Here is a 19,687-nt window from a genome sequence, read left to right as displayed (position 1 = left end):
TGCCCGGGTTGGATGGTGGCGAATAAAAGCGTACAATTTCAGTCCGCTTTAAGAACCACTCGCATCCCCATGTTGCGCGTCACCAAGCTCACCGATTACGCCACCGTCGTGCTGACCGTGCTCGCCGCCCGTCCGGGCGAGGTGCTCAGTGCCACCGAACTGGCCGAATTCACCGGCCTGGAGCCGCCCACCGTCAGCAAGGTACTCAAGCCGCTGGCCCAGGCCGGCCTGGTCGAAGGCCTGCGCGGCGTGCGTGGCGGCTACCGGCTGACCCGCCCGGCCATCGAGATCTCGCTGTTCGAAGTGGTCGAAGCGATGGAAGGGCCGCTTGCCCTGACCGAATGCAGCCACGACCACCACCAGTGCGGCATGGCACCCAAGTGCGGCGCGCGCAGCAGCTGGCGGTTGATCAACGACGTGGTCTCCGAGGCCCTGCGCGACGTCAGTCTTGCGCAGATCCTGCCCCCCTTCCCCTTGCCGATGACGAACAGCGCCGCACCATCGCTGTTGACGTCGTCTCCTGATCCACAGGCAGCCCCCCCATGGCCACCGAAACCATCGAAAACGTCGCCCACGACGACACCCCCAACCGCGAGATCCACGAGCAGCTCGGCCGCAAGTATTCGGCCGGCTTCATCACCGAGATCGAGTCGGACTCCCTGCCGCCGGGCCTGGACGAGGACACCATCCGTGCCCTGTCGGCCAAGAAGGACGAGCCGGAGTGGATGACGCAGTGGCGCCTGGACGCCTACCGCCACTTCCTGACCATGCCGATGCCGGACTGGGCCAAGCTGGAGATCGCCCCGATCGACCTGCAGGCGCTCAGCTACTACTCCGCGCCGAAGGGCCCGAAGTACGCCTCGCTGGATGACGTGCCCAAGGAGCTTCTGGACACCTACGACAAGCTGGGCGTGCCGCTGCACGAGCGCGCCAAGCTGGCCGGCGTGGCGGTGGATGCGGTGTTCGACTCGGTGTCGGTCGGTACCACCTTCCGCAAGGAACTGGCCGAGAAGGGCATCATCTTCTGCTCGATGTCCGAGGCTATCAAGGAACACCCGGAGCTGGTGCGCCAGTACCTGGGCACCGTGGTGCCGGTGGGTGACAACTACTTCGCCGCGCTCAACTCGGCGGTGTTCTCCGATGGCAGCTTCGTGTTCATTCCCAAGGGCGTGCGCTGCCCGATGGAACTGAGCACCTACTTCCGCATCAACGCCGGCCACACCGGCCAGTTCGAGCGCACCCTGATCGTGTGCGAGGACAAGGCCTACGTGTCCTACCTGGAAGGCTGCACCGCGCCGATGCGCGACGAGAACCAGCTGCACGCCGCAGTGGTCGAGCTGGTCGCGCTGGAAGATGCGGAGATCAAGTACTCCACCGTGCAGAACTGGTACCCGGGCGACGAGAACGGCGTCGGCGGCATCTACAACTTCGTCACCAAGCGTGCCGAATGCCGTGGCGCGCGCAGCAAGGTCACCTGGACCCAGGTCGAGACCGGCTCGGCGATCACCTGGAAGTACCCCTCGTGCGTGCTGCTGGGCGACGATTCGGTCGGTGAGTTCCACTCGGTCGCGCTGACCCATCACCGGCAGCAGGCCGACACCGGCACCAAGATGATCCACGTCGGCAAGCGCACCAAGAGCAAGATCGTCAGCAAGGGCATCAGCGCCGGCCGCGGCCAGAACACCTACCGCGGCCTGGTGCGGGTGGACCGCAATGCCGATGGCGCGCGCAACTACACCCAGTGCGATTCGCTGCTGATCGGCAAGCAGTGCGGCGCGCACACCTTCCCCTACATCGAGGTGAAGAACCCGGGTGCCACCGTCGAGCACGAGGCCACCACCTCGAAGATCTCCGACGACCAGCTGTTCTACTGCCGCGCCCGTGGCATCAGCCAGGAAGACGCGGTGTCGATGATCGTCGACGGCTTCTGCAAGCAGGTGTTCCGCGAACTGCCGATGGAGTTCGCGGTGGAAGCCAAGAAGCTGCTGGAAGTCTCGCTGGAAGGTTCGGTGGGCTGACCGCCCGCCCCTGCCCCTCGCAAACGCATTCTCTTTACCGGCGGGCCGCGGCCCGCCCCACGGAAACCCCACCATGCTGAAGATCGAAAACCTCCACGCCCGCATCGGCGACAAGGAAATCCTCAAGGGCCTGTCGCTGGACGTCCAGCCGGGCCAGGTGCACGCCATCATGGGCCCCAACGGCGCCGGCAAGTCCACCCTGGGCAATGTCCTGGCCGGCCGCGACGGCTACGAAGTGACCGAAGGCAGCGTGCAGTTCGACGGCGTCGACCTGCTGGAGCAGGACCCGGAAGCGCGCGCCGCTGCCGGCCTGTTCCTGGCGTTCCAGTACCCGGTGGAGATCCCGGGCGTGAACAACACCTACTTCCTGCGCGCGGCACTGAACGCCCAGCGCAAGGCACGCGGTGAGGAGGAACTCGATTCCATGCAGTTCCTCAAGCTGGTGCGCCAGAAGCTGGCCGTGCTGCACCTGAAGGACGAACTGCTGCACCGTGGCGTCAACGAAGGCTTCTCCGGCGGCGAAAAGAAGCGCAACGAGATCTTCCAGCTGGCCGTGCTGGAACCGAAGCTGGCGATCCTGGACGAAACCGACTCGGGCCTGGACATCGATGCACTGAAGAGCGTGGCCGATGGTGTCAACGCACTGCGCGCTGCTGATCGCTCGTTCCTGGTCATCACCCACTACCAGCGCCTGCTGGACTACATCAAGCCGGACGTGGTGCACGTGCTGGCCGATGGCCGCATCGTCAAGAGTGGCGGCCCGGAGCTGGCACTGGAGCTGGAAGCGCACGGCTATGATTTCCTGAAGGACCGGGTCGTGCCCGAGGCGGCGGTCTGATGAGCGCCCTGCTTGATTCGATGGCCCAGGCCTTCTGTGGCAGCGATGCGCGCCGCGAAGTGCTGGATGCGGCCCTGCGTGACGGCCTGCCGGCCGCCCGCAACGAAGCCTGGAAGTACACCTCGCTGCGCCAGCTGGAACGCCGTGCGTTCGCGGCTGCACCGCTGCAGGGCCCGGCGCTGGACGCCGCCCTGCTGGAGGACATTCCGGCACCGCGCCTGGTGTTCGTCAATGGCCGCCTGGACGCCGCACTGAGCGACGTGCAGGCCCTGTCGGCCGGCGTGCAGCTGCAGCCGCTGTCGGCTGCACTGGCTGCGGGCGAGGACGCCGTGCGTTTCCTCGGCCGCCGCTACGAGCGCAGCGAAGAGATCTTCGCCCGCCTCAATGCCGCGCTGGCCGATGAAGGCGTGGTGCTGCGCGTGGATGAAGGCGTGCAGGTCGAAGCGCCGCTGCAGCTGGTGTTCGCCAGTGTGGCCGGCGAGACCGACCTGGCCTGGCATCACCGCCACCTGATCGAACTGCGTGCCGGCGCCAGCCTCGGCGTGGTCGAGCACCGCTTCAGCGTGGGTGACTCCGCCCACCTGGACAACACCGTGCTGCATGCCCACGTCGCGCGCGACGCCGTGCTCAAGCACGCCCGCGTGCAGGCCGGCAGCGCGCGCCAGACCAGCTTCCTGCGTACCGACGCGGTGCTGGCCCGCGACGCGCAGTACCACCGCGTCGACCTGGAACTGGGCGCCGCGCTCAGCCGCCATGAACTGAACGTGCGCCTGGAAGGCGACAACGCCCAGCTGACCGCCAACGGCGTGCTGCTCGGCAATGGCCGCCGCCACGTCGAGACCCGGCTGGGTATCGATCACATCGCGCGCGATACCGCCTGCGAACTGCTGTGGCGCGGCGTTGCCGCCAACCGCAGCCGCGTGGTGTTCCATGGCGGCATCCAGATCCGCGAAGGCGCCGACGGCACCGATGCGAACCTGTCCAGCAAGAACCTGCTGCTATCGGCCGACGCCGAGATCGATACCCAGCCGACGCTGGTTATCGACGCCGATGAAGTGAAGGCCGCGCATGGCGCCACCGTCGGCCAGCTCGATGCCAATGCGCTGTTCTACCTGCGCTCGCGCGGCCTGCCGCAGGCACAGGCGCAGGCGCTGCTCAGCGCCGCGTTCTGCCATGAGCCGCTGAAGATCCTGCCGGAAGCCCTGCGCGAGCAGCTGGCACGCCGTTTGGACAAGGCCCTGGCCGAGGCGGGTGTGGCATGAACCTGTCCACGCCGCGCCCGATCGAAGAACGCACCGGCGCGCCCGACTGGGACCGCGTCCGCCTCGACTTCCCGCTGCTGATGCGCGAAGTGCACGGCAAGCCGCTGGTCTATTTCGACAATGCCAACACCGGTCAGAAGCCGGTGCAGGTGATCGGCGCGGTGGACGAGTTCTACCGCCGCTACAACGCAAACGTCAGCCGCGCGGTGCACGCGCTCGGCAGCGAAGCTACCGACGCCTACGAAGGCGCGCGCAACACGCTGGCCCGCTTCCTCAACGTGCGCCCCAGCGACCTGGTGCTGTGCAGCGGCACCACCTTCGCCATCAACCTGGTGGCGTATTCGTGGGCGCTGCCGCGGCTGAAGGCCGGCGACGTGATCCTGGTGTCACGCATGGAGCACCATGCCAACATCGTGCCGTGGCAGCTGGTCGCGCAGCGTACCGGTGCCACCATCCGCGTGGCCGAGATCACGCCTGACGGCGCGCTGGACCTGGATGCGCTGCGCGCGGCGATGACCCCGAGGTCAAGCTGCTGGCGGTCACCCACGTTTCCAATGTGCTCGGCACGGTCAACCCGGTGCGCGAGATCTGCCGTGAAGCGCGCAAGCGCGGCATCATCACCGTGGTCGATGGCTCGCAGGCGGTGCCGCACCGCAAGGTCGACGTGGCCGCGATCGGCTGCGACTTCTACGCCATCACCGGCCACAAGATGTGTGGCCCGACCGGTACCGGCGCGCTGTGGGCCCGTCGCGAGCACCTGGACGCGATGCCACCGTTCCTCGGCGGCGGCGAGATGATCAAGGAAGTCAGCTTCGACGGCACCGTGTTCAACGACGCCCCGCACAAGTTCGAAGCCGGCACCCCGAACATCGCCGGTTTCATCGGCCTGGGCGTGGCCGCCGACTACCTGCAGCAGCTTGGCCAGGACAACGTGGAAGCGCGCGAAGCCGAACTGCTGGCGCACTTCACCGAAGAGCTGCGCCGCGTCGATGGCCTGCGCATCATCGGCCAGGCACCGGAGAAGGCGGCCGTAGTCTCGTTCCTGATCGATGGTGCGCATGCGCACGACCTGGCCACCCTGCTCGACCTGGAGGGCGTGGCCGTGCGCTCGGGCCAGCACTGCGCACACCCGCTGCTGCAGTACTTCGGCGTCGCCGCCACCTGCCGCGCCTCGCTGGCGTTCTACAACACGCACGCCGAGATCGAGCGGTTCATGACCGCGCTGACCAAGGTACGCAAGCTGCTGGGGTAACCCCAGCAGACGGGGTCAGATCCCTTTCGCATCGCGAAAGGGCTCTGCCCCCGCTAGCGAACCGGCCAACCATCGCTGCGACCGCAATGCTCGCCGGATCTCCGCCACATCCGCGGCAGGAATTCCCTCCTCGATGAACGCCGCATAGCGCCTGCGCCGTTCATCCAGATCCAGGGCAATCAGTTCGAATGCCGAATGCGGCTTGAGCAGCGCATTCGGCCTGCCGTGCGCATTCGCCCGATAGCTCGACCAGCGATAGTCCCCTGGGCGCGCCACCCTTCCCGCACGGACAGGGTTGAGCTCGATGTAGCGCTGGCAGGCCAGCAGATAGCGATCCGTATCGACCAGCGTCGAGTAGAAACGCCCCTCCCACAGGGTTCCCGTGCGGCCCTGCCGATCATTCACCCGCCGCACGTAGGTCCGGCTCACGGCCTGCATCATCCGTGACAGCCCGCCGGAGACATCAGGCGTCACCAGCAGATGAACGTGATTGTCCATCAGCACGTACGCGTGGACCCGACAGTGCTGCTGGTCCGCGTGCTGGCACAGCAGGCGCAGGTAGGCCACACGGTCGCCATCGGTGAAGAACACGGGCTGGCGATTGTTGCCACGTTGAACGACATGTTGCGGGTGACCGGGCGCATCGATGCGTGGTGGCCTTGGCATGGGCTTCTCCTGGGAACAGGGGTCAGAGCCCTTCGCTGCGCAAAGGGATCTGACCCCGAGCATCTGCCGATTCCGGGCCCGCGCCAGTCGGTCCATGGCCTGCCGTTGAGTCAGTAGATACCGGGGTCAGATCCCTTTCGCGTTGCGAAAGGGATCTGACCCCACTCCCCCATTTGCGCCCGCCCACTGCCCACCTAAAATGCCCCATGAGCACCCTGACCTTCCGCGCCGCCACGCCGGCCGACATCCCCGCCCTGATCGCCCTCGTCACCTCGGCCTACCGTGGCGACGCCAGCCGCGTGGGCTGGACTACCGAAGCCGACCTGCTGGATGGCGCCCGCATCGACGCCGAAGGCATCCAGGCCGACCTGGACCGGCCGCGCTCGACCATTCTGCTGGCCGAGCGCGGGGACCAGCTGGTGGCCTGCGCACACGTCGCCGATGTCGACGGCAAGGGCTACTTCGGCATGTTCTCGGTCGATCCGGCGCAGCAGGGCGGTGGCGTTGGCAAGCAGATGATGGAGGCGGCCGAAGCACACGCCGCGCGCGAATGGAAGGTGCCGGTGATGCAGATGACGGTGATCGACGTGCGCGACGAGCTGATCGCCTTCTACGAGCGTCGTGGCTACCAGCGCACCGGCATCAAGAAGCCATTCCCGTACGGCGATGAGCGCTTCGGCATCCCCAAGCGCGACGACCTGCGCTTCGAGATCCTGGAAAAGCCGCTGGCCGGAGCCGCCGCGTGAGCGATACCTGGACCTTCGTGTGTGCCGGCAACGAGCTGTTGCCGGGCGAAATGAAGAGCGTGTTCGACGAGGTGACCGGCACCCCGATCGTGGTGTTCAACCTCGACGGCGAGCTGTACGCGCTGGAAGACCAGTGCACGCACGAGGAATTCGAGCTGTCCTCTGGCGAATTCAACACCGCCGAAGGCAGCGTGGAGTGCGTGCTTCACGGCGCGCGCTTCGACGTACGCGATGGCCGCGCCCTGTGCGCACCGGCCTATACCCCGGTGCCCAAGTTCCCGGTGAAGCGCGAACACGACGCCGTCTGGACGCGCGACGACCGGGATTGAGGCGGCGCCCCGACCTGGGGTACCCACCCATGGGCTGGATCTGCAGGAGGCCCCGCAAGGGCCTTCGCAGGGCGTTCCCCGGCCGCCCCGGCGTCCCGCAGCACCCCGTACATGCGAATCATTATCGTTGATGTTATTCTACGTAACATCTTCGTAACGACTTCGCCCTCGCGCCATGGCATCGCCCGCGCCCACTGCCACGTTGTGCCAGCTCGCCCGCCAGGGGTGGCCACTGGCCGTGGCCGTGCTGCTGACGCTGCTGCTGGGCTGGTCGGCGCTGCACGAAGGACGCAGCAACGCCCCGACTACCCAAGGGTGGCAGGCACATGCCGAAGGGTTGCGCCAGGTCATGCCATTGCCGGCGCCGTCGGCAGACGAATGCCCGCAACATGCTGCACCTGCACCGGAGCCGCCGCTTGATGGTGAGGGCAACACGCCCTGCACCGGAGTGGCACCCCTGCGCGCGCCCCTGGTCGCACATATCCCGCTATGGCGCTCCGATGCCCTGCGCCGGCAACTGCACGATCCCGCACTGCGCTTGAACCCCGGCCACGCACCGCCCGCACCGCACGCCAGCTGAGGCGCCCTGCGGCTGTTGCCGTGCGCCTGAAGTCGTTCGCCGCATCGCCGGGCATCAGCTCGGCTCTACAGAAGACGCTCCCTCCCTGTCGTCGCGCTGTCTGCGCTTCGGCCTTCGCCGTTTCCCGATCCACGCCACTACCCAAAGCCATGACCCACATCACGTCCCGCAAGCACGCCCCGCGCGTTTCCCTGCTCGCCACCGCCACCCTGGCCGCAGGCTTCGCGCCGCTGGCCGCGCAGGCTGCCGACAGCGCTGATGCCGCATCCAGCAAGGCCACCGACCTGGACAAGGTGCAGGTGCGCGGCAGCTGGTTCAATCCGTCCTCGCCGAAGTTCACCGCCGAACTGCTGGACACCCCCAAGTCAGTGTCGATCGTGTCGGAGAAGCTGATCGCCGAAACCGGTGCGACCAACCTGCAGGATGCGCTGCGCATGTTGCCGGGCATCACCTTCGGTGCCGGCGAAGGCGGCAACCCGACCGGCGACCGCCCCTTCATCCGTGGCTTCGATTCGCAGAGCAACGTCTTCGTCGACGGCCTGCGCGACGTCGGCTCGCAGACCCGCGAGATCTTCGACCTGGAGCAGGTGGAAGTGGTCAAGGGCCCGAGCTCGGCCTACGGTGGCCGTGATTCCGGTGGTGGCAGCCTGAACCTGGTGAGCAAGACGCCGAAGCTGAAGAACGAGACCAGCGCCAGCATGGGCATCGGTACCGACAGCTACGCACGCGGCACCGTGGACGCCAACTACGTGCTGGGCGACGGCATCGCCGCGCGCCTGAACCTGATGAAGCACGAATCGGACATCGCTGGCCGCGACGCCGCCAATGTCAGCCGCTGGGGCATCGCACCGTCGATCGCGTTCGGCCTGAACGGCCCGGCGCAGCTGATCGCCAGCCACTACCACATGCAGAGCGATGACCTGCCGGACGCGGGTGGCTTCCCGTATGGCAACCCGAACGGGGCGCCGGCCTCGAAGTGGGTCGACGGCCGCCCGATGGTGCCGGACCGCAACAACTACTACGGCCTGGTCGACCGTGACTTCCAGCGCACCCGCGCCGACATCAGCACGCTGGATGCCAGCTACGATTTCGGCGGCCACAAGCTGCGCAACATCGCGCGCCTGGGCAACACCAGCAACGACTACCTGTGGACCCAGCCGGACGACAGCCAGGGCAACCCGAACAACTACGGTACCCTGTGGCGCCGTACCAACGCCCGCGCCGTCGACGTCAAGAGTTTCGCCGACCAGCTGGGCCTGACCGGTGCCTTCCAGACCGGTGCGCTCAAGCACAGCTACAGCGCAGGCGTGGAGTACAGCGACGAGAAGATGACCCGCGGCAGCTACCTGATGACACCGGGCACCAGCAACCCGCTCACCGGCAACAGCAAGTGCCCGACCACCGGCGCGGCCACTGGCTACAACTGCACCGATTTCGCCAATCCGGATCCGCGCGATCCGTGGGCAGCCACCCATTCGGTGTACCGCAGCGACAAGGCACTGGACGTCGAGCAGCGCACCAGGACCACCTCCGCCTACGTGTTCGACACCATCGAGCTCAATGAGCAGTGGATGATCAACCTCGGCCTGCGCTACGACGACTTCCGCACCACCCTGACCACCCCGGTGGCCGGCAAGGCACCGACCCGCGTGCGCAACAGCAACGACTTCCTGAACTACCAGGCCGGTGTGGTGTTCAAGCCGGCCGCCAACGGCAGCATCTACCTGTCGTGGGGCACCTCCTCGACCCCGCCGGGCATGGACGGTGGTGACGGTTCGGACGGCCTGAGCGCCGCCGTGGCCGACCTCAAGCCGCAGGACACCAGGAACCTCGAACTGGGCACCAAGTGGGACCTGTTCGACCAGCGCCTGAACCTGACCGCAGCGATCTTCCACACCGTGATGAACAACGCACGCGTGACGGTCGACAACGGCACCAGCCAGAACGCCGGCAAGAAGGAGATCAACGGCTTCGAACTGGGCTTCACCGGCCAGCTGACCGACGCCTGGAGCCTGTACGGCGGCTACACCTACCTGGACTCGGAACTGAAGGACAACGGTTTCGTCTGTGGCGCACCGGTGGGCCGCACCTGCCCGTCCAACGTGTACGTGCCGTCGCCATACAACGGCAACGTGTTCCCGAACACTGCCAAGCACAGCGCCAACCTGTGGACCACCTACCGCTTCCCGATCGGCCTGACCATCGGCGCCGGCGCGTTCTACTCGGACAAGCAGTACGGTGATGTCGCCAACACCAAGTGGATCCCGAGCTACACCCGCTTCGACGCGATGGCCAGCTACGCGATCCAGGACAACATCAGCCTGCAGCTCAACGTGCAGAACCTGACCGACAAGACCTACTTCACCAAGGCCTATGCCTCGCACTACGCGAGCATCGCCCCGGGTCGCTCGGCCACCCTGGCACTGAACGTCAAGTTCTGATGTAACGGCGCTCCACCACGGCGGCAGGGGCTCCTGCCGCCGTTTTTGTTTCCGGCGATACTCACCCCATCATGGCACCCCGTACCCCCATCGACAGCGACGCCCTGGCCGAGCTGCTCCAGCACGATCCACAGGCTGCGTTCGCACGCGTGCGCGACGCCGCACAGGCCGGGCAGGTCGATGCACAACTGCTGCTCGCGCAGATGCACATGGAAGGTAAAGGCACCGCGCAGGACGCCTCGGCTGCGCTGCTCTGGTACGAAACCGCCGCCAACAACGGCGCGCCGATGGCGATGAACATGCTCGGCCGCTGCCATGAGCTGGGCCAGGGCACCACGCCCGATCCCACGCTGGCCGCGGTGTGGTACCGGCGCGCGGCCGACACCGGGCTGGACTGGGGCCTGTACAACCTGGCCAACCTGCTGGCCACCGGCCGCGGCGTGCCCCAGGACCGCGCGCAGGCACTGGCCCTGTACACCCGTGCCGCGCACCTGGGCCATGCCAAATCGATGAACCTGCTGGCCCGGCATCTCGAAGACGGGCTGGATACCGCGGCTGATCCGCAGGCGGCGCTCGCCTGGTACCAGCGCGCGGCCGAGGCCGGTGATTTCCGCGGCCAGGCCAACTACGCCTCGATCCTGCTGCAGGCCGGCCAGGTCGAGCAGGCCGTGCACTGGCTGCGGCTCGCCCTGGCGCACGGCAGTCCGGCGTTCATGGCGCACATCGTGCCGGAACTGGCCGCGTCGCCGCATCCCCAGGTGCGCGCCCTGATCGCACCGCCGTCCCTCTGAGGAGTCCCGCATGCTGCTGCACATCCCCGACATTCTCAGCGCCGACCAGGTCGCCGGCTTCCGGCGCCGCCTCGACGACACCGATTGGACCGATGGCCGCGAAACCGTGGGGCATCTGGGCGCACAGGCCAAGCACAACCAGCAGCTGCCCGAGGCTTCCCCGCTGCGCCGCGAACTGGGCGAGATCATCCTCGTCGCGCTGGCCCGGCACCCGCTGTTCTTCAGCGCCGCGCTGCCGCTGAAGTACCTGCCGCCGCGCTTCAACCGCTACAGCGGTGGCGGCGCCTATGGCTACCATGTCGATGGTGCGGTGATGAACCTGGCCAATGGCGAGCAGCTGCGCTCGGACATCTCCTGCACCCTGTTCCTGTCCGCGCCCGAGGAGTACGAAGGCGGCGAGCTGATCATCAGCGACACCTACGGCGAGCACGAAGTGAAGCTGCCGGCCGGCGACCTGGTCGTGTACCCGTCCAGCAGCCTGCACCAGGTGCGGCCGGTTACCCGTGGCGCACGCGTGGCTTCTTTCTTCTGGGTGCAGAGCATGATCCGCGACGACGTGCAGCGCCGCCTGTTGTGGGAAATGGATGGCTCGATCGAGCGCCTGCGGCAGACCGGCGGCGACGCCGAGGCGATCCTGCAGCTGACCGGCGTGTACCACAACCTTTTGCGGCGCTGGAGCGAAGTCTGAGCCTTGCCGGGCCGGCCTCCGGCATTTTGGCAATCATTCTCATTTGCAACAGCTAACGGCTCTCATTACAATCACGCCCCGTTGATGCCGGCCGCTGCCGGCGGACCCCTGGGGACCCCTGCTTGCTGCGTCCGCTTCGCCCTCGCCCACTCATCCATCGCAAGATGGGCACCGCCATGCGCGGCCAGCGTCCGGCGCTGGCCAGCCTGCTGGCATGGGTGGCGATGCTGGCGTTGCTGCTGGGCACCCTGCCACTGCTGCCACAGGCCCAGGCCGGAATGGCCATGCAGATGCCGCTGGAAGAGCGCGGTGGCGAAAGTCCCCTGCAGGAAGAGGCGCCGGCCAAGCTGCGCCGCTGTGCCGCCACCCCGGTGAAAGCGGCCGAGCAGGCACACCCGCCGTTGCTGCTGGCCAGCCACTGGCTGCGCACTGAACTCGAACTCGTACCCGCCACGCCGGCCATGCCCGGCGTGCGCCCGGACTGGCCGCTGGCCGCTCCGGACACGCCCTGGGCCGATGCGCCCGGGCGCCGCCAGCAACGCGGCCAGGCGCCGCCGCTCGCCTGATCCACGGCCTGGCGTGACCGCCTGCGCGGTCGCGCCTGCACGCCGCTGTCTGCTTCATCCCTGCCGCCCCTGACCGGGCCTTCCGTGCCTGCCGCGCCCTTCGCGCACGGCATCGCGCCACCCTGCATCCTTCGAGGTAACTGCCATGGCCCAGCGCCATCGTGTCCGTTCGTCCCTGTCCCGTACCCTGCTGACCAGCGCCGTGCTGGCGGCTTTCGCCAGCCCCGCCTTCGCCCACGGTGACGCCGCCGGCGCACCGCAGACGCTGGACAAGGTGGTGGTCACTGCCTCCGGCTTCGAACAGAAGGTGATCGATGCCCCGGCCAGCATCAGCATGGTCAGCCGCGAGGAACTGAGCAAGCGCCCCTATACCAGCCTGGTCGACGCGCTGCGCGACGTCGAAGGCATCGACGTGGGCCTGGAAGCGACCGACAAGAACGGCCGCGCCACCGTGTCGATGCGCGGCCTGCCGTCCGAGTACACCCTGGTGCTGATCGACGGCCGCCGCCAGAGCAATGTCGGCCAGATCTATCCGAACAACTTCGGTGGCGGCCAGTTCGCCTACCTGCCGCCGCTGGAGGCGATCGAACGCATCGAAGTCGTGCGCGGGCCGATGTCCACGCTGTACGGCTCGGACGCGATGGGCGGCGTCATCAACATCATCACCCGCCGCAACCAGGACAGCTGGCACGGCTCGGTCAGCCAGAGCTTCACCGTGCAGCAGGACGACCAGTTCGGCGATGCGCGCACCACCGACCTCTACCTCAGCGGCCCACTGCTGAAGGACCGCCTCAGCCTGGCGGTACGCGGCAGCTACTACAATGCCAAGGCATCGAACCCGGAATGGGATGCATTGTCCCTGCCCGACGGCAGCCTGTGGGAGCGCAGCATCGGCTTCGGCGGTGGCGGCAAGTCGGTCGCCAACACCAACTGGAATACCGGGGTGCGCCTGGACTTCCGCATCAACGACGATCACGAACTGTGGCTGGACTACGACGTGTCGCGGCAGAAATACGACAACAGCGAAGGCCAGACCGGCACGCTGGACAGCCTGGCCAGCCTGTGGCGCGTCGGCAATGCGGTGATCCCCAACCCGAACGGCAGCGGCACCGTCACCCGCCGTGTGGTGCAGCCGCGCGTGGGCTACACCGCCTACCAGCGCTACGAGCGCGATCAGCTATCGTTGACCCACCAGGGCCGCTACAGCTTCGGCACCTGGCAGACTTCGCTGACCCACAGCAAGAGCAGCAATCTCGGCCGTTCTCTGCCGCTGACCCTGGACGAGCGTGCCAACCTGCAGACGCTGTGGAATGACGTCTGCCGTCGCACCGGCGCTTCCAACAACTGCGCGGCCGGCCGTGGCAATGCGCTGGCCGCACTCCATCCCAGCGAGATGGCGCGCCTGCAGGCGTTCCTGCCGCGCCCGCTGCGCACCATGGAACTGGAAGGCTACGTGCTCGACACGATGCTCGACCTGGACTTCGGCGCACACAAGCTGACGGTGGGTGGCCAGTACAACAACACTGACATGGTCGATGGCGTGTTCGGCATGGATGGCGCCGGCTACCGCAGCAACGTCAAGCAGAAACACCGCATGTGGGCGCTGTTCGCCGAGGACAACTGGGCGCTGACCGACACCCTCACCGCCACCTTCGGCCTGCGCTACGACGACCACAACGTGTTCGGCAGCCACGTTAGTCCGCGTGGCTACCTGGTGTGGAACGCCAGCGATGCGTGGACCTTCAAGGGCGGCGTCAGCACCGGCTACAAGACCCCGCGACCGGACCAGCTGTTCCCGGGCATCACCGGCTTCGGTGGCCAGGGCGTGCTGCCGTTGGTGGGTTCGCCGAACCTGAAGCCTGAAACCAGCACCAACTACGAGCTGGCCGCCTACTACGAGGGCCAGCGCTGGGGCTTCAACGTCACCGGCTTCTTCAACACGTTCGAAGACAAGATCGCCAGCGGCGGCACCTTCCCCAACTGCGAAGTGGCGCGCGCCGGCAGCGGCTACTGCGTGGACATCGGCCCGGGTTGGGCGGCACTGGGCTACAGCACCTTCACCCAGAGCGTGAACATCGACAAGGCCGAGACCCGCGGTGCCGAACTGGCCGCGCATGTCGACCTGCTCGACACTCTGCAGCTGCGCGGCAACTACACCTGGACGAAGAGTGAGCAGACCAGTGGCGCACAGAAGGGGTTGCCGATCAGCGGCACCATGCCGGCAAGACACATGGCCAACGCCAGCCTCAACTGGCAGATCAATGAAGCGGTCAGCCTGTCGCTGATCGGTGAGGGCCGCTACGACCGCTACCGCGACACGCTGCTGGATGCCAACGGCGCCAGCCACACCCGCTACTACGAGGACTACACGATCTTCCATCTCGGTGGCAGCTGGAAGGCCACGCCCTGGCTGACGGTGAACGCGCGGGTCAACAACCTGCTCGACAAGGATTTCGTCTCGCAGTCGTGCCTGTTGATCAGCCAGAGCGAATTCAACTGCGTGGACGACTATGCGACCAAGGACCAGCGCCGCAGCTACTGGATTTCGCTGAACGCGAAGTTCTGATCGCCGCGCCCTGCTCCTGCTCCACGCATGGCGTGGATCTACCGATCGGTAGTGCCGGCCGCTGGCCGGCCCCCCGGAATGCCTGCTCCGGGATACAGAACGACACGCAATTGCGAGCTATTCTCATCAATGATGTAATGGGCAGTCCCCGTCCGCTTCGAACCGTGCCGTGAGCCGTCCTGCCTCTTCCACCGTGCAGCAGCAACAGAACCGTGGCTTCTGGCTGCGGACGCTGCACCAGTGGCACTGGATCAGCTCCGCAGTTTGCCTGATCGGCATGCTGCTGTTCGCGGTGACCGGCCTGACTCTTAACCATGCCGCGAAGATCGAGGCCAAACCCCAGGTGCAGAACCAGCACCTGGAACTGCCGGCCGCGCTGCTGGGCCAGCTGGGCACGCGCGAGGACGGCAACGCGCCGATTCCGCGCCCGGCCCGGCAATGGCTGGACACGCAGCTGGGCATCGCCATCGGTGGGCGCCCGGCCGAGTGGTCGGCCGAGGAGATCTACCTGTCGCTGCCGCGCCCCGGTGGCGACGCCTGGCTGAGCATCGACCGCGAAACCGGCGCGGTGGAGTACGAATCGACCTCGCGCGGCGTGGTCTCCTACCTCAATGACCTGCACAAGGGCCGCAACGCAGGCCCGGCGTGGGGATGGTTCCTGGACCTGTTCGCCGTGGCCTGCCTGGTGTTCTGCATCACCGGCCTGTTCCTGCTGCACCTGCATGCGCGGCAACGGCGCATGACCTGGCCGCTGGTCGGCCTCGGCCTGATGATCCCGCTGTTGATCGCCCTGCTGCTGATCCACTGACTTCCACCGTGAATTCCATCCGTTCCTCCGGAGCCGCCCCATGCGCGTCACCCTGACCATCGCCCTCAGCGGCCTGCTGGCCACCTCGCCGGCCTATGCCACCACCCTCGACATCAACGTCGAAGTGCCCAAGCTCAACGTGGCCGAGTACCACCGCCCGTATGTGGCGGTGTGGCTGGAAGGCGCCGACCAGAAGGTCGCGGCCAACCTGTCGGTCTGGTACCAGCAGACCAGCAACAGCGAGGGCCACGGCACCAAGTGGCTGCCCGACCTGCGCCAGTGGTGGCGCAAGAGTGGCCGTACCCTGCAGGTGCCGGTGGACGGCGTGACCGGCCCGACCCGCCCGGCCGGCAGGCACGCACTGTCGTTCAGCGACAGGCAGCCGGCACTGAAGCAGCTGGCCCCAGGCAACTACACACTGGTGGTGGAGGCGGTGCGCGAAGTCGGCGGCCGCGAACTGCTGAAGATCCCCTTCACCTGGCCGGCCACCGCCGCGCAGAACGGCAAGGCGCAGGGCGCCACCGAACTGGGTCAGGTCACCCTGTCCGTCAAACCGTAATTGTCTGAGCCGGGGTCGGATCCCTTCCACAGGAAGGGCTCTGACCCCATCGCCACATCCCCGGGATCAGAGCCCTTTCCGTTGGAAAGGGATTCGACCCCTTCCAACTGGAGTCTTCCGCATGAAGCGCACGCTCGTCCTCGCCGCCGCCCTGGCCGCTGCCCTTCCCTTCTCCGCTCTGGCCCACAAGGCCTGGCTGCTGCCCTCGCAGACCGTGATCGCCGGCAACGCACCGTGGATCACCGTCGACGGTGCGGTCTCCAACGACCTGTTCTACTTCAACCACGTGCCGCTGCGACTGGAATCGCTGGTGATCACCGCGCCGGACGGCAGCACCGTGCAGCCGCAGAACGCGACCACCGGCAAGTACCGCAGCGTGTTCGACATCGAACTGAAGCAGCCGGGCACCTACCGCATCGCGTCGGTCAATGACGGCCTGTTCGCCACCTACGAGCAGAACGGCGAGCGCAAGCGCTGGCGCGGCAGCGTGGCGACCCTTGGCGAACTGCCCAAGGACGCGAAGAAGCTGGAACTGAGCCAGTCGGTGGGCCGCGTGGAGACCTTCGTCACCAACGGTGCGCCGAACGACACCGCGCTGAAGCCGACCAACCGGGGGATCGAGCTGGTCGCTGTTGGCCACCCGAACGACCTGTTCGCCGGCGAAGAAGCCACCTTCCGCGTGCTGGTCGATGGCAAGCCGACCGCCCGCCTGGAGTTCGAGATCGTGCGGGGTGCCACCCGCTACCGCAACGCACAGGACGAACTGAAGCTCACCAGCGACGCCAGGGGCGAGATCAAGGTGACCTGGCCGGAAGCCGGCATGTACTGGCTGGAAACCGGCACCGAAGACAACAAGACCTCGGTGAAGCAGGCCGCCAAGCGCCGCCTGAGCTACGTCGCCACGCTGGAAGTGTTGCCGCAGTAATAGATGTGGACCGCGATGCCGGGCAGGCCCCGGCATCGTGCCTGCGGTAGACCACCATGACCGATCCCCAGCTCGACATCGCCCGCCTCGGCGGCACCACCATGGGCACCACGTGGAGCGTGTCGCTGGTCGCGCCGCGCCAGCGCGACCTGCATCCACTGCATGCCGGCATCCAGGCGCGGCTGGATGCGGTGGTGGCGCAGATGAGCACCTGGGAGCCCGGCTCGAACCTGAGTCGCTACAACCGCGCCAACGCGGGCCAATGGTGCGTGCTGCCGGCCGAGACCCGCCACGTTCTGGCCTGCGCACAGGCCATCGCTGCCGCCAGTGGCGGCGCCTTTGATCCCACCATCGGTCCGCTGGTTGCGCTGTGGGGCTTCGGTGCACACGCCGGCGAACGCCGCCAACCCGATGCCACCACCGTACAGGCCACGCGCGAGCGCTGCGGTTGGCGGCGCCTGCAGTGGCAGGGCGATGCGCTGCTACAACCGGGTGGACTGCAACTGGATCTCTCTGCGATCGCCAAGGGCTTCGGCGTCGATCACGTGGCTGCCTGGCTGCGAGGGCAAGGCATTGCGGCAGCGCTGATCGAGGTCGGCGGCGAGCTGGCCGGCTACGGCCGCAAACCGGATGGCCAGCCGTGGCGCGTGCTGGTGGAGTCCGCACCGGAAGAAGATGCGCGGACCGACACCCCGCCTCGCGTGCTGGCACTGGATGGCCGGGCGGTGGCCACCTCCGGCGATCGCTGGCACCAGTACCACGCCGATGGCGAGGCTTACAGCCACAGCCTCGATCCGGGTACTGGCAGGCCGGTGCGCCAGGTCGCTGCGGCAGTCACGGTGGTGGCCGGCGATGCGATGCACGCCGATGCCTGGGCAACCGCGCTGACCGTACTCGGTCGCGACCAGGGCATGGCGCTGGCCGAGCGCGAAGGCCTGGCGGCGCGCTACCTGCATCGCGCAGCGGATGGCCCACTCGAATTTCTCAGCAGCGCCTTCCAGCGCCTGCTCGACGAGCAAGGCGCATGAGCACCCGTCCGTCGCGCGCGTGGCTCGGCAACGCTCTGGTGCTGTTCCTGCTGGCAGTGATCGGCTGGTCGCTGCTGCGGCTGCATCTGGGCGAAGCCTGGTGGCAGGGCGCGCCACCGGCGCGGCAGTCGCAGATCGCGGTGCTCGCTACGGCGTTGTATGCGCTGGCCTGCGCCGCACTGTGGTGGCGTGGGCGACCGCGCGACCATGCTGCCTCTGGCGATGCCGCACCGATCCTGCTGGTCTGGTCCAGCCAGACCGGCTTCGCGCGCGAGCTGGCCGAACGCAGTGGCGAGGCATTGCGTGGTGCCGGCGTGCCGGTGCGCGTGCGCGGTCTGCATGAGGTCGACGCCGCCTTGCTGGCCGGCAGCCAGCGTGCATTGTTCATCGCCAGCACCACCGGTGAGGGCGATCCGCCTGACCACGCGCTGCCGTTCCTGCGCGATGTCATGGTCTCGCCGCCTTCACTGCAGCACCTGCACTACGGCGTGCTCGCGCTGGGCGACCGCAGCTACGGCCACTTCTGCGGATTCGGCCACCAGCTTGACCAATGGCTGCGGCAGCACGGCGCGCATGCGCTGTTCGATGTGATCGAGGTCGACAACGCCGATCCGGCAGCGCTGCGTCATTGGCAACAGCTGCTGGGACAACTCGGTGGTGGCGCCAGTGAAATGCCCGACTGGAGCCCGGCCGAATACCAGCCGTGGACGCTGCTGCAGCGCGAACATCTGAACCCGGGCAGCCCCGGCGGTCCAGTGTACTGGTTGCGCCTGCGGCCACCGGCCGGCGCAGATGTGCAGTGGCAGGCCGGCGACATCGCCGAGATCGGCCCGCAGCATGCGTCGCACACCGTGCGTGCCTGGCTGGACGCACAGCGCTTCGATGCGGACAGGGTGCTGGATGACGGGCAGACGTTGCTGGCACGCGTCGCGCACTCGCACCTGCCTTCATTGGTCCCCCGGGCGATCTGCCCGCGCTGCTGGCGACCCTGCAGCCGCTGCCGCATCGCGAGTACTCCATCGCCTCAGTGATGGCCGACGGCGCGGTGGAGCTGCTGCTGCGTCGCCAGCTACGCGCCGATGGAACACCCGGCATCGGCAGCGGCTGGCTGTGCGACCACGCCGCACTTGGCGAACCGGTGCAACTGCGCCTGCGCCGCAACGACAATTTCCATGGCGTCGCCGCCGAGGTACCGCTGCTGCTGATCGGCAACGGCACCGGCATCGCCGGCCTGCGCGCACACCTGCACGAACGCGTACGCAGTGGCGCGCGCCGTACCTGGCTGCTGTTCGGCGAGCGCACCGCCGCGCATGACTTCCATTTCGGCGAAGAACTGCAGGCGATGCTGGCCGATGGCACGCTGGCGCGGCTGGATGCAGTGTTCAGCCGCGATGGCGGTGTGCATCGCTATGTGCAGGACCGCCTGCTGGCCGAAGCAGCAACACTGCGGCAGTGGGTGGATGAAGGCGCGACGATCCTGGTCTGTGGCAGCCTGCAGGGCATGGCCCCGGCGGTGGATGCGGTGATCGAGCAGGTGCTGGGGACTGCGGACAAGGAAGCGCTACTGCTGGCCGGTCGTTACCGGCGCGATGTGTATTGAGGTCGCCCCATCCACGCATGGCGT

At 67.4% G+C, this 19,687-nt stretch carries 16 protein-coding genes and 3 pseudogenes; 18 read left to right on the top strand and 1 reads right to left on the bottom strand.

The features are described 5' to 3' along the window. Nucleotides 1-69 precede the first annotated feature (69 nt). The 5 genes and pseudogenes from DL544_RS21585 (at nucleotide 70) to DL544_RS04985 (ending at nucleotide 5,370) form a co-directional block, all read left to right on the top strand. A pseudogene (locus DL544_RS21585) lies at nucleotides 70-524 on the top strand (SUF system Fe-S cluster assembly regulator). Nucleotides 525-542: 18 nt separating this feature from the next. Then, nucleotides 543-2,018, top strand: coding sequence for a Fe-S cluster assembly protein SufB (gene sufB / locus DL544_RS21580; RefSeq protein WP_005408435.1), 1,476 nt, complete (start codon nucleotides 543-545; stop codon nucleotides 2,016-2,018). Nucleotides 2,019-2,091: 73 nt separating this feature from the next. Continuing rightward, entirely contained in the window at nucleotides 2,092-2,856 is a 765-nt protein-coding gene (gene sufC, locus DL544_RS04995; protein ID WP_019337095.1) for a Fe-S cluster assembly ATPase SufC, read from the top strand. Continuing rightward, nucleotides 2,856-4,118 carry a Fe-S cluster assembly protein SufD gene (gene sufD / locus DL544_RS04990; protein WP_139726793.1) on the top strand — a complete coding sequence of 421 codons (1,263 nt, stop codon included), beginning with the start codon at nucleotides 2,856-2,858 and terminating at the stop codon, nucleotides 4,116-4,118. Before sufC ends, sufD begins: the two co-directional genes overlap by 1 nt. Then, a pseudogene (locus DL544_RS04985) lies at nucleotides 4,115-5,370 on the top strand (cysteine desulfurase). The gene sufD and the pseudogene DL544_RS04985 overlap by 4 nt, the downstream one beginning before the upstream one ends. 15 nt (nucleotides 5,371-5,385) lie before the next feature. On the opposite strand, the gene DL544_RS04980 reads toward DL544_RS04985, so the two are convergent. Further along, nucleotides 5,386-6,036 carry a transposase gene (locus DL544_RS04980; RefSeq protein ID WP_139726792.1) on the bottom strand — a complete coding sequence of 217 codons (651 nt, stop codon included), beginning with the start codon at nucleotides 6,034-6,036 and terminating at the stop codon, nucleotides 5,386-5,388. A gap of 206 nt (nucleotides 6,037-6,242) precedes the next feature. Between DL544_RS04980 and DL544_RS04975 the strand changes: the two genes are divergently transcribed. From DL544_RS04975 to DL544_RS04915, 13 genes and pseudogenes are all read left to right on the top strand, one after another. After that, nucleotides 6,243-6,782, top strand: a complete 540-nt coding sequence (locus DL544_RS04975) for a GNAT family N-acetyltransferase (RefSeq protein WP_139726791.1) — start codon at nucleotides 6,243-6,245, stop codon at nucleotides 6,780-6,782. Beyond that, nucleotides 6,779-7,111 (top strand): non-heme iron oxygenase ferredoxin subunit, encoded by a 333-nt coding sequence (locus DL544_RS04970; protein ID WP_061479221.1) that lies wholly within the window; start codon nucleotides 6,779-6,781, stop codon nucleotides 7,109-7,111. Before DL544_RS04975 ends, DL544_RS04970 begins: the two co-directional genes overlap by 4 nt. A 175-nt stretch (nucleotides 7,112-7,286) precedes the next feature. After that, complete coding sequence (locus DL544_RS04965) at nucleotides 7,287-7,691, top strand: hypothetical protein (protein ID WP_053496854.1); 405 nt, start codon at nucleotides 7,287-7,289, stop codon at nucleotides 7,689-7,691. Between the two features lie 149 nt (nucleotides 7,692-7,840). Continuing rightward, nucleotides 7,841-10,132, top strand: a complete 2,292-nt coding sequence (locus DL544_RS04960) for a TonB-dependent receptor (protein ID WP_139726790.1) — start codon at nucleotides 7,841-7,843, stop codon at nucleotides 10,130-10,132. Between the two features lie 71 nt (nucleotides 10,133-10,203). Beyond that, nucleotides 10,204-10,923 carry a tetratricopeptide repeat protein gene (locus DL544_RS04955; RefSeq protein ID WP_005415590.1) on the top strand — a complete coding sequence of 240 codons (720 nt, stop codon included), beginning with the start codon at nucleotides 10,204-10,206 and terminating at the stop codon, nucleotides 10,921-10,923. A 10-nt stretch (nucleotides 10,924-10,933) separates the two neighbouring features. After that, nucleotides 10,934-11,611, top strand: a complete 678-nt coding sequence (locus DL544_RS04950; protein ID WP_065196583.1) for a Fe2+-dependent dioxygenase — start codon at nucleotides 10,934-10,936, stop codon at nucleotides 11,609-11,611. 164 nt (nucleotides 11,612-11,775) lie between these two features. Continuing rightward, nucleotides 11,776-12,177, top strand: a complete 402-nt coding sequence (locus tag DL544_RS04945) for a hypothetical protein (protein ID WP_053496847.1) — start codon at nucleotides 11,776-11,778, stop codon at nucleotides 12,175-12,177. A 145-nt stretch (nucleotides 12,178-12,322) separates the two neighbouring features. Further along, entirely contained in the window at nucleotides 12,323-14,743 is a 2,421-nt protein-coding gene (locus tag DL544_RS04940; protein ID WP_139726789.1) for a TonB-dependent receptor domain-containing protein, read from the top strand. Nucleotides 14,744-14,912: 169 nt separating this feature from the next. Then, nucleotides 14,913-15,551: a PepSY-associated TM helix domain-containing protein gene (locus DL544_RS04935; RefSeq protein ID WP_053496843.1), complete on the top strand. Its 639-nt coding sequence runs from the start codon at nucleotides 14,913-14,915 to the stop codon at nucleotides 15,549-15,551. 40 nt (nucleotides 15,552-15,591) lie between these two features. Next, the gene (locus tag DL544_RS04930) at nucleotides 15,592-16,110 is read left to right on the top strand and encodes a DUF2271 domain-containing protein (RefSeq protein WP_065177931.1); all 519 of its coding nucleotides are present in this window, start codon (nucleotides 15,592-15,594) and stop codon (nucleotides 16,108-16,110) included. A 121-nt stretch (nucleotides 16,111-16,231) separates the two neighbouring features. Next, complete coding sequence (locus tag DL544_RS04925) at nucleotides 16,232-17,035, top strand: DUF4198 domain-containing protein (RefSeq protein ID WP_139726788.1); 804 nt, start codon at nucleotides 16,232-16,234, stop codon at nucleotides 17,033-17,035. Nucleotides 17,036-17,091: 56 nt separating this feature from the next. Continuing rightward, nucleotides 17,092-18,063: an FAD:protein FMN transferase gene (locus DL544_RS04920; protein WP_139726787.1), complete on the top strand. Its 972-nt coding sequence runs from the start codon at nucleotides 17,092-17,094 to the stop codon at nucleotides 18,061-18,063. Then, a pseudogene (locus tag DL544_RS04915) lies at nucleotides 18,060-19,663 on the top strand (sulfite reductase subunit alpha). The gene DL544_RS04920 and the pseudogene DL544_RS04915 overlap by 4 nt, the downstream one beginning before the upstream one ends. Nucleotides 19,664-19,687 lie beyond the last annotated feature (24 nt).

This window comes from Stenotrophomonas sp. pho, from assembly GCF_006228405.1.
Lineage (GTDB): Bacteria > Pseudomonadota > Gammaproteobacteria > Xanthomonadales > Xanthomonadaceae > Stenotrophomonas > Stenotrophomonas sepilia.
The sequence above is the reverse complement of the archived record's forward strand: the minus strand, read 5'-3'. Positions and strand labels throughout refer to the sequence as shown.

Bases quoted from the DNA above. Each gene is read 5' to 3' on its own strand.
- DL544_RS04925 (WP_139726788.1), top strand. From the start codon at position 16,232: ATGAAGCGCACGCTCGTCCTCGCCGCCGCCCTGGCCGCTGCCCTTCCC.
- DL544_RS04955 (WP_005415590.1), top strand. From the start codon at position 10,204: ATGGCACCCCGTACCCCCATCGACAGCGACGCCCTGGCCGAGCTGCTC.
- sufD (WP_139726793.1), top strand. From the start codon at position 2,856: ATGAGCGCCCTGCTTGATTCGATGGCCCAGGCCTTCTGTGGCAGCGAT.
- DL544_RS04980 (WP_139726792.1), bottom strand. From the start codon at position 6,036: ATGCCAAGGCCACCACGCATCGATGCGCCCGGTCACCCGCAACATGTC.
- DL544_RS04965 (WP_053496854.1), top strand. From the start codon at position 7,287: ATGGCATCGCCCGCGCCCACTGCCACGTTGTGCCAGCTCGCCCGCCAG.
- sufB (WP_005408435.1), top strand. From the start codon at position 543: ATGGCCACCGAAACCATCGAAAACGTCGCCCACGACGACACCCCCAAC.
- DL544_RS04930 (WP_065177931.1), top strand. From the start codon at position 15,592: ATGCGCGTCACCCTGACCATCGCCCTCAGCGGCCTGCTGGCCACCTCG.
- sufC (WP_019337095.1), top strand. From the start codon at position 2,092: ATGCTGAAGATCGAAAACCTCCACGCCCGCATCGGCGACAAGGAAATC.
- DL544_RS04945 (WP_053496847.1), top strand. From the start codon at position 11,776: ATGGGCACCGCCATGCGCGGCCAGCGTCCGGCGCTGGCCAGCCTGCTG.
- DL544_RS04960 (WP_139726790.1), top strand. From the start codon at position 7,841: ATGACCCACATCACGTCCCGCAAGCACGCCCCGCGCGTTTCCCTGCTC.
- DL544_RS04975 (WP_139726791.1), top strand. From the start codon at position 6,243: ATGAGCACCCTGACCTTCCGCGCCGCCACGCCGGCCGACATCCCCGCC.
- DL544_RS04940 (WP_139726789.1), top strand. From the start codon at position 12,323: ATGGCCCAGCGCCATCGTGTCCGTTCGTCCCTGTCCCGTACCCTGCTG.
- DL544_RS04950 (WP_065196583.1), top strand. From the start codon at position 10,934: ATGCTGCTGCACATCCCCGACATTCTCAGCGCCGACCAGGTCGCCGGC.
- DL544_RS04920 (WP_139726787.1), top strand. From the start codon at position 17,092: ATGACCGATCCCCAGCTCGACATCGCCCGCCTCGGCGGCACCACCATG.